The sequence below is a fragment of the Thermoflexus sp. genome, assembly GCF_042408365.1.
Lineage (GTDB): Bacteria > Chloroflexota > Anaerolineae > Thermoflexales > Thermoflexaceae > Thermoflexus.
Genome location: NZ_JBHOQJ010000084.1, coordinates 1 through 7176, shown reverse-complemented (window position 1 = coordinate 7176; position 7176 = coordinate 1). Strand labels below are relative to the sequence as shown.

At 62.5% G+C, this 7176-nt stretch carries 7 protein-coding genes; 4 read left to right on the top strand and 3 right to left on the bottom strand.

Annotated features, from left to right (window positions below):
* The 3 genes from ACFMO5_RS03540 to ACFMO5_RS03530 all read left to right on the top strand — a co-directional run.
* On the top strand, positions 1–187 hold a 187-nt coding region (locus ACFMO5_RS03540; protein WP_376791383.1), incomplete at its 5' end, for a hypothetical protein.
* Between the two features lie 408 nt (positions 188–595).
* Positions 596–2752, top strand: coding sequence for a copper-translocating P-type ATPase (locus ACFMO5_RS03535; RefSeq protein WP_376791382.1), 2157 nt, complete (start codon positions 596–598; stop codon positions 2750–2752).
* Between the two features lie 24 nt (positions 2753–2776).
* Complete coding sequence (locus ACFMO5_RS03530) at positions 2777–3301, top strand: c-type cytochrome (RefSeq protein WP_376791381.1); 525 nt, start codon at positions 2777–2779, stop codon at positions 3299–3301.
* 282 nt (positions 3302–3583) lie between these two features.
* Here ACFMO5_RS03530 and ACFMO5_RS03525 read toward each other — a convergent pair whose 3' ends face one another.
* Genes ACFMO5_RS03525 through lepB form a run of 3 tightly spaced genes read right to left on the bottom strand, consistent with a single transcriptional unit; the run spans position 3584 to position 5204 of the window.
* On the bottom strand, positions 3584–3856 hold the full coding sequence (locus ACFMO5_RS03525; RefSeq protein ID WP_376791380.1) for a YgiT-type zinc finger protein: 273 nt from the start codon (positions 3854–3856) through the stop codon (positions 3584–3586).
* A gap of 23 nt (positions 3857–3879) precedes the next feature.
* Positions 3880–4599, bottom strand: coding sequence for a deoxyribose-phosphate aldolase (gene deoC, locus ACFMO5_RS03520; protein ID WP_376791379.1), 720 nt, complete (start codon positions 4597–4599; stop codon positions 3880–3882).
* Positions 4596–5204, bottom strand: coding sequence for a signal peptidase I (lepB, locus tag ACFMO5_RS03515; RefSeq protein ID WP_376791378.1), 609 nt, complete (start codon positions 5202–5204; stop codon positions 4596–4598). Before lepB ends, deoC begins: the two co-directional genes overlap by 4 nt.
* A 408-nt stretch (positions 5205–5612) precedes the next feature.
* Here lepB and ACFMO5_RS03510 point away from each other — a divergent pair, with 408 nt between their 5' ends.
* On the top strand, positions 5613–7010 hold the full coding sequence (locus ACFMO5_RS03510; protein ID WP_376791377.1) for an RsmB/NOP family class I SAM-dependent RNA methyltransferase: 1398 nt from the start codon (positions 5613–5615) through the stop codon (positions 7008–7010).
* The last annotated feature ends 166 nt before the right edge of the window (positions 7011–7176 follow it).

The window sequence follows — 7176 nt, the reverse complement described above, 5'->3', positions numbered from 1 at the left end:
CCCAGCCCCCGAAAAATTTTTTCTCCCTCCTCCCTGCGGCCTTCTGGGCCGCAGGGAGGAGGGAGAAAGGGGGAGGAGCCATCCACCTCCTCACGGTGATGCCGTCTTTGTTGGCACCTTGAAAAGCCCTGAAGATCCGCGTCCGGATCTTGACAAAGTGGGCGTTAAGGACATAATTAAAGTGTAGATAGCAGCACATCTATAGCATGTCATAAGAAGCAGCTTTCATCCAGTCCTATTGGAAATTGCTTTTCTCTTTCGCTTTCTCGCTTCCATTTTCGGAAAGGAGCTGTGACGGACTCTATCCGCCCAGGGAATTCGGGACGTCTTCGCTACCATTGTGCCTTCGCTCATTCCGCCCGGCTACTGCCTCGCGTCTCTTCCAACCCAATTGTTTTTCTCCGGGTATGTCCTTCCGAGGCGCTTCTTTCACATCAACTATTCGGCCGCTCTCACGCGATACAAATGCGGAGATCGGCATCCCATGCTGGGTGGTTACTGCCTGGGTACAGGCCGATGTGTCCTCAAACCCTTGCCGGATCACGAAGTCGCACGGGTCCAGGAACGGGATGAACGTGATTTACGGAGGTACTCTATGAACCGATCTCAAACCGAACGTGAAGATCAACACGATGCCCACATGGCTCACCCGATGTCCCATGAGCACATGCACCCTACCGCGGGCGCTCCAGAAGGCCACTCTGCCCATGCCATGCCCGAACCGCCCGCTCGACACGCTGCCCACGCCGGGCGCGGCAAAAGCCACATCGACCACACCGGACACGAGCGGATGTTCCGCACCCGCTTCTGGATCTGCCTGGCGCTCAGCGTGCCGGTATTGATCTTCAGCCCCGCGCTTCAACGGGGGTTGGGCCTCGAAGCGCCTGTCTTCCCCGGCAGCGAGTGGATTCCTTTCTTGTTCTCGCTGGTCATCTTCGGCTACGGTGGCGTGCCCTTCCTGCAAATGGCTGTTCCCGAGCTGCGCCATCGCAGGCCTGGCATGATGACCCTCATCTCGCTGGCGATCTCCATTGCCTTTGTCTACAGCCTTTTGGCGCAACTCGCCGGGTTGGGGGAGGGGTTTTTCTGGGAGCTGGTCACCCTGATTGACGTGATGCTCCTCGGTCACTGGCTGGAGATGCGTTCGGTGCGTCAGGCCTCCGGTGCGCTGAACGAACTGGCCAAACTTATGCCCGATACCGCCGAACGCCTTTTGCCCGATGGCCGTGTTGAAACCGTGCCCACCTCTGCGTTGCGTGTGGGGGACCTCGTGCTGGTACGCCCGGGTGCAAGCGTACCGGCCGATGGCGAAGTGGTGGAGGGCGAGTCCAGCGTCAACGAGGCGATGATCAGCGGCGAATCCCGCCCGGTCCGTAAGCAACCCGGCGCCAAAGTCATCGCCGGCACCATCAACGGCGATGGCAGCTTACGCATCCGGGTCACCGCGACCGGCGACCAGACGGCCCTGGCAGGCATCATGCGCCTCGTGGAGCAAGCCCAGCAGTCCAAGTCTCCCACTCAGGTGCTCGCCGACCGGGCCGCCGGCTGGCTGTTCTACATCGCCTTGGCCGTAGCCGCTCTGACCGCCGTGGGGTGGATCGTCGCCGTCGGCTTCAACGTCGAGGTCCTCAAGCGCGTCGTCACCGTGCTGGTCATCGCCTGCCCACATGCGCTCGGCCTGGCCGTGCCGCTGGTGGTTGCCATCACCACGGCCCTGGGGGCCAAGAACGGCATCCTGGTGCGTGACCGGCTGGCGTTGGAAGCCGCTCGCGATATTGACGTGGTGGTCTTTGATAAGACGGGGACGCTGACCGAGGGTCAATTCGGGGTGGTGGGCATGGCGGTGGCTGAGGGCTGGAGTGAGGAGGACGCGCTCGCCCTGGCGGCCGCCATCGAAGGCGACTCGGAGCATCCGATCGCCCAAGCCCTGCACCGGGCGGCGCAGGGCCGTGGGCTGGCGCTGCCTTCCGTGAGCGGGTTCACCGCCTTGAAAGGACGCGGCGTGCAAGCCTCTCTTGATGGCAAGCCGGTTTATGTGGGCGGCCCGCGTTTGCTGGAGATGCTGGGCTTGCGCCTGCCTGCGCATCTCAACGCCTTTGCCCAGGCTGCGGGGGAGAAGGTGCAGTCGGCGGTCTATTTGGTGGCCGATGGGCAGGTGGTCGCCGCCTTCGCCGTGGCCGACGTCGTGCGCCCCGAAAGCAAAGAAGCCGTCCGCCGGCTGCACGAGATGGGGGTTGAGGTCGCGATGCTGACCGGTGACAGCCGTGAGGTGGCCCAGGCCGTCGCGGCCGAATTGGGCATTGATCGCTTCTTCGCCGAAGTGCTGCCGGAGCACAAAGTTCAGAAAATCGCTGAGCTGCAGGCGCAGGGCAAGCGGGTTGCCATGGTTGGCGATGGCATCAACGATGCTCCCGCCCTGACCAAAGCCGATGTCGGCATAGCCATCGGCGGCGGCACGAACGTAGCCATTGAATCGGCGGGCGTGATCCTGGTCAAGAGCAACCCGCTGGATGTGGTCAAGGTCATCGCCCTGAGCCGCGCCAGCTACCGCAAGATGGTCCAAAACCTGTGGTGGGCGGCGGGCTACAACATCATTGCGCTGCCGTTGGCGGCAGGCGTCCTGGCTCCCTGGGGCATCCTGTTCTCCCCGGCCCTTGGGGCACTTTTCATGTCGCTCAGCACGGTCATTGTCGCCATCAATGCTCAACTGCTGCGCGGCGAGCGCCTATCGGCGGCGGTATCTGCCGGTTGATTGCTACCTCTGAGGAGGTGAACAATGAAAGGGGTCTGGACGCACAACAAGGTGTTTCTTCTGCTGGGGTTGGGTTTCGCACTGACCGCCTGCGGGTTCGCCAGGGGACCTTCGCTCACGCCGCCGGGCGGTCGATCCGGGACTCCTTTGGGCGATGCCCCCAGCGTTGCCAACGGCGAGCGGATTTACTTCACGGCCACCAGCAGCCGCAGTGGGCCGATCCGTTATCAGGGCGGCCCGGCCTTTGGCGGTATGATGATGGGTTCGTACTTGACGTGCGCTGCCTGCCATGGTCCAACTGCACGTGGGGGCCAGCACATCATGCACATGACCGTGATGGATGCCCCCGATATTCGCATCGCAGCGCTCTCGAGCGAATCCGATGAACATGGTGGCGGCCACGGCGAATATGATTTGGAGACTTTCCGCAAGGCCGTTGTGTACGGTCAACATCCCGATGGGAAGCCGCTGAGCCCGGATATGCCGCGCTGGCAGATGAGCGACGCCGACCTGGCTGATCTGTTTGCATTTCTCCAATCACTGCCTTGATGTGCTTGCTCTTCGGCTCTCGGCCATACCATCAGTCAGGTGCTGGGAGGGATGCGGCCCAACCCCCGTTTGCTAAGAACATGCCATCGGCGTGTTCATCCGGTTGGAAGGCCGGCCCTGCCTGCCAGGGGGTGTTGCCACCTGACGTCGCTTCGCGACGCAGGAGGCGCATGCTGTTCACAAGCCTGAGGAATCAAGGTCTTCGGCAGGTAGGAGAAGGTTGGCCAGGCGACGAGGCCTGGCATGGGCATTTCGGTTTGCAACAGCGTCCTTGGGTCTTCATCATGCGGGACGACGGTGGGTTCCCCATTCGGGCCCCGAGGGCCGATCCATAGGCTCCGAACCGAGATCCTGAGCCCGCCCGCTCTCTTCCCGGGGGCCGATCAGCGGGATCAGTTGCATCAGGGCCTCCTCATCGTATTGCCGGTTCCCGCATACATCGCAGATATAAGCCGGCATGTTCGGCACCACGACGAAGAGGTCCCCATGATAGCCCGCGTAAGTGATCCGACGTGGCCGCATATAACCGATCCGGCAGTTGGGGCACGGCCACATGAGCGCCTCCATGGATTCTGAGATTAGGAAACTGAGATCCCACCCTCCGGCGCAGGAGAGGCAGACGGCAGGGCCTCCAGGATGGCCACCGTGGCGCTGGTTCCCAGGCGGTTGGCTCCCGCCTCGATCATGGCGATGGCCTGCTCCGCTGTTCGAATTCCCCCAGCGGCTTTCACGCCGATCGAAGAACCCACCACACGGCGAAGGAGGGCCACATCTTCCACCGTAGCGCCGCCCGGCCCGAAGCCAGTGGAGGTCTTTACGAAATCCGCGCCAGCTTCCACGGCCAGGCGGGCAGCTAAGGTTTTCTCCTCCGGCGTTAACAGCGCCGTCTCCAGGATCACCTTGCAAAGGGCGCCAGCGGCGTGACATGTGGCTGTTACCGCCTGAAGATCCGCCCGGACTCTATCGATCTCCCCGGCTTTCAGCAGGCCGATGGGCAGGACCACGTCGATCTCCTGCGCGCCTTGGCCGAGGGCTAAGGCCGCTTCAGCCACCTTGGTCGCCGTCAGGCTAGCGCCCAGGGGAAATCCCACCACGGTGGCCACCTTGATTGACGTGCCGGCCAGTCGGGCAACGGCCCGCGCCACGTAGATCGGGTTCACACACACCGCGGCACAGCCATAACGCCGCGCCTCCTCACATAGCCGATCGATGTCCGCGGGTGTGGCTTCCGGGCGAAGCAAAGTATGGTCGATCCGCGCCGCCAGCGCTTCCCGAGTCCACGTCATATGAACGCTCACGGCGCCGCTCCTTGAAGGGGGTTCCGGATCAGCCCCCATCGGGAGGGAGGCCAGTAGATCAGCTCCGCTTTCCCGATGATGGCCGAGCGAGGGAGCATGCCCCAGTTATGGGAATCGTTGGAAGCGTTCCGATTATCGCCCAGGACGAAATATTCGTCGGGCCCCAGGGTCACAGGCCCATAGGTGTAAACCATCGGACCTCGGATGTAGGGTTCTTCAAGAGGGCGTCCGTTGATGAACACCTTGCCATCCCGGATCGCCACGGTCTCCCCAGGCAGGCCGATGATCCGCTTGATGAAATCGCGGGAAGGGTCATGGGGGAAGCGAAAGACTACCACATCCCCCCGACGGGGTGAGCTGAACCAGTAGCTGACCTTGTTGATCAGCACGTATTCCCCGTCGTGCAGATTGGGCTCCATGCTGGAACCCTCGATGCGAAACCGGGCCGTGGTGGTGTTCACTAAGGCCATGGCCACCACCACGACCAGCACTGTTTCGATCAGCTCGCGCAAAAATGTAACTACAGGATGGGCGCTTCGTTCGCCCATCGGCTCCGGTGAAGGCCCGGGATGTTCGATGGGAAACTGGAGCTGCTGGTCGTCCATCGCTTCCTCTCCCTCCTGGCGGATTATACGCCGTCTTTTCCGGACTGCACAATTAGGAGCGGTTCATACTGGTTTAACGGTTTAGGGCATGTGTGCGCTTCAACCCGGCCAGTGCTTCATCGATATTTGTTTTAGGGATATGGGATGGAGAGAGCGAATGGCCTCTCCTGCTGTCCGAAGGGCAGGGGGAGAGGAGAGAAATCCTTTGGAGCTGGGTGCCATCCTCACCGGCACCCAGCTCCAAAGATCCCCAGGGGAAACAGCTTGAAAGCGGGTTCGGTGCTATCGAACCATCCAATGTGGAAGAAGCACTCCTCTCTCCCCGCAGCCCTTTGGGCTGCGGGGAGAGAGGAGAAAGATGCTTGAGGGATGGGAGGCCGCCTAAAAGCTCATAAGAGGAGCTTTGAGATGCAAACACTTCCCAAGCGCTTCATCGAGCGGATGCAAGCCTGGCTGGGTCCCGAGGCAGAAGTCTTCCTTCAAGCTTTAGCGGGCCCTTATCGAACAGGCCTCCGGGTCAACACATTAAAGATTGCCCCCGAAGCCTTCCGGGCCCGCTCGCCCTTTCCGCTTTCGCCCGTCCCCTGGTGCCCAGAGGGTTTCGTGATCGAGGATCCGGAGGCCCGGCCGGGGCTCCATCCTTATCACGCGGCTGGATTGTATTATCTTCAGGATCCTTCGGCGATGGTTGCGGCCCTTCTGCTGGACCCCCAGCCCGGGGAATGGGTGCTGGATCTGGCGGCTGCGCCGGGCGGGAAAACCACGCACATCGCCGCGCGAATGCAGAACGCCGGCGTCCTGGTGGCGAACGAGATCCAGCCCCGACGGGCCTCGATCCTGGCCTTAAACGTCGAACGCCTCGGGGTCACGCACGCGATCCTGGTCAACGAATCCCCTCGGCGTCTGGCAGATCGCTGGGAGGGGCTGTTCGATCGGGTGCTGGTGGACGCCCCGTGCTCCGGAGAAGGGATGTTTGCCCGGGACCCTGAGGCGATCCGGGCCTGGAGCGTGGATCGGGTTCGACGCTCGGCCGGGCTTCAAAAGGCGATCCTTTTTGAGGCGGCCCGGATGGTGCGTCCAGGCGGGTGGTTGCTCTATGCAACCTGCACCTTTGCCCCTGAGGAAAACGAAGGGGTGGTGGATTTCTTCCTCAAAGCACATCCGGATTTCGATTTGGTGGATCCGCCGCGCCATCCAGCTTTCGACCATGGCCATCCCGAATGGGTCGATGGTGGGGACCCCCGCCTGATCCGGGCGGTGCGGCTGTGGCCCCACCGCGGCCCAGGCCATGGGCACTTTTACGCTCTCTTCCGGCGCGCGGGCGATGAGCGGCCCTCTCGACCGAGGCCGGAGAGCGACCTTCCGGGACGGGCCCGACGGGCCCTGGAGACGTTTTGGGCAGAGGCCATGACCACCCCATTGTCCGATGAGGGGCTGATTTTGTGGGAAGATCAGGTCTATCGGACGCCGATGGCCCCCGCGTTGTGGCGAGGGCTTCGGGTCCTGCGGCCGGGGTGGTGGCTGGGGCGCTTGCGGAAGGATCGGTTTGAGCCGGATCACGCCCTCGCCATGGCGGTGACTTCAAGGGAGGTCCATCGGGTTCTCGATCTTCCTCTCGGGGATCCTCAAGTGACGGCCTATTTACAGGGGCATCTGCTGGAGGGGCCGTGGGCAGAAGGGTGGGTTCTGATCGCTTTGGAGGGCTTTCCCCTCGGCTGGGCCCGCGCGGAACGAGGGCGCTTGAAGAACCTATATCCACGTCACCTGCGGGCGATCCGGTGGTGGGAAGTTCCTGAGGGAACATAGAGCTGAGCTTTGTGGGAGTGACGCAGTTCGGAGCTCGTGAGAGGAGACGGAAGGGCCCCGCCTCCCTGCTTCCTCCCTCCCCACGGCCGTGGAAACGGGCGCTGAAGCGCTCTACTACAAACCAGGGGAGGAAAACAGTTTTAGGGGCGGAGCCGGGCGCCAAAGG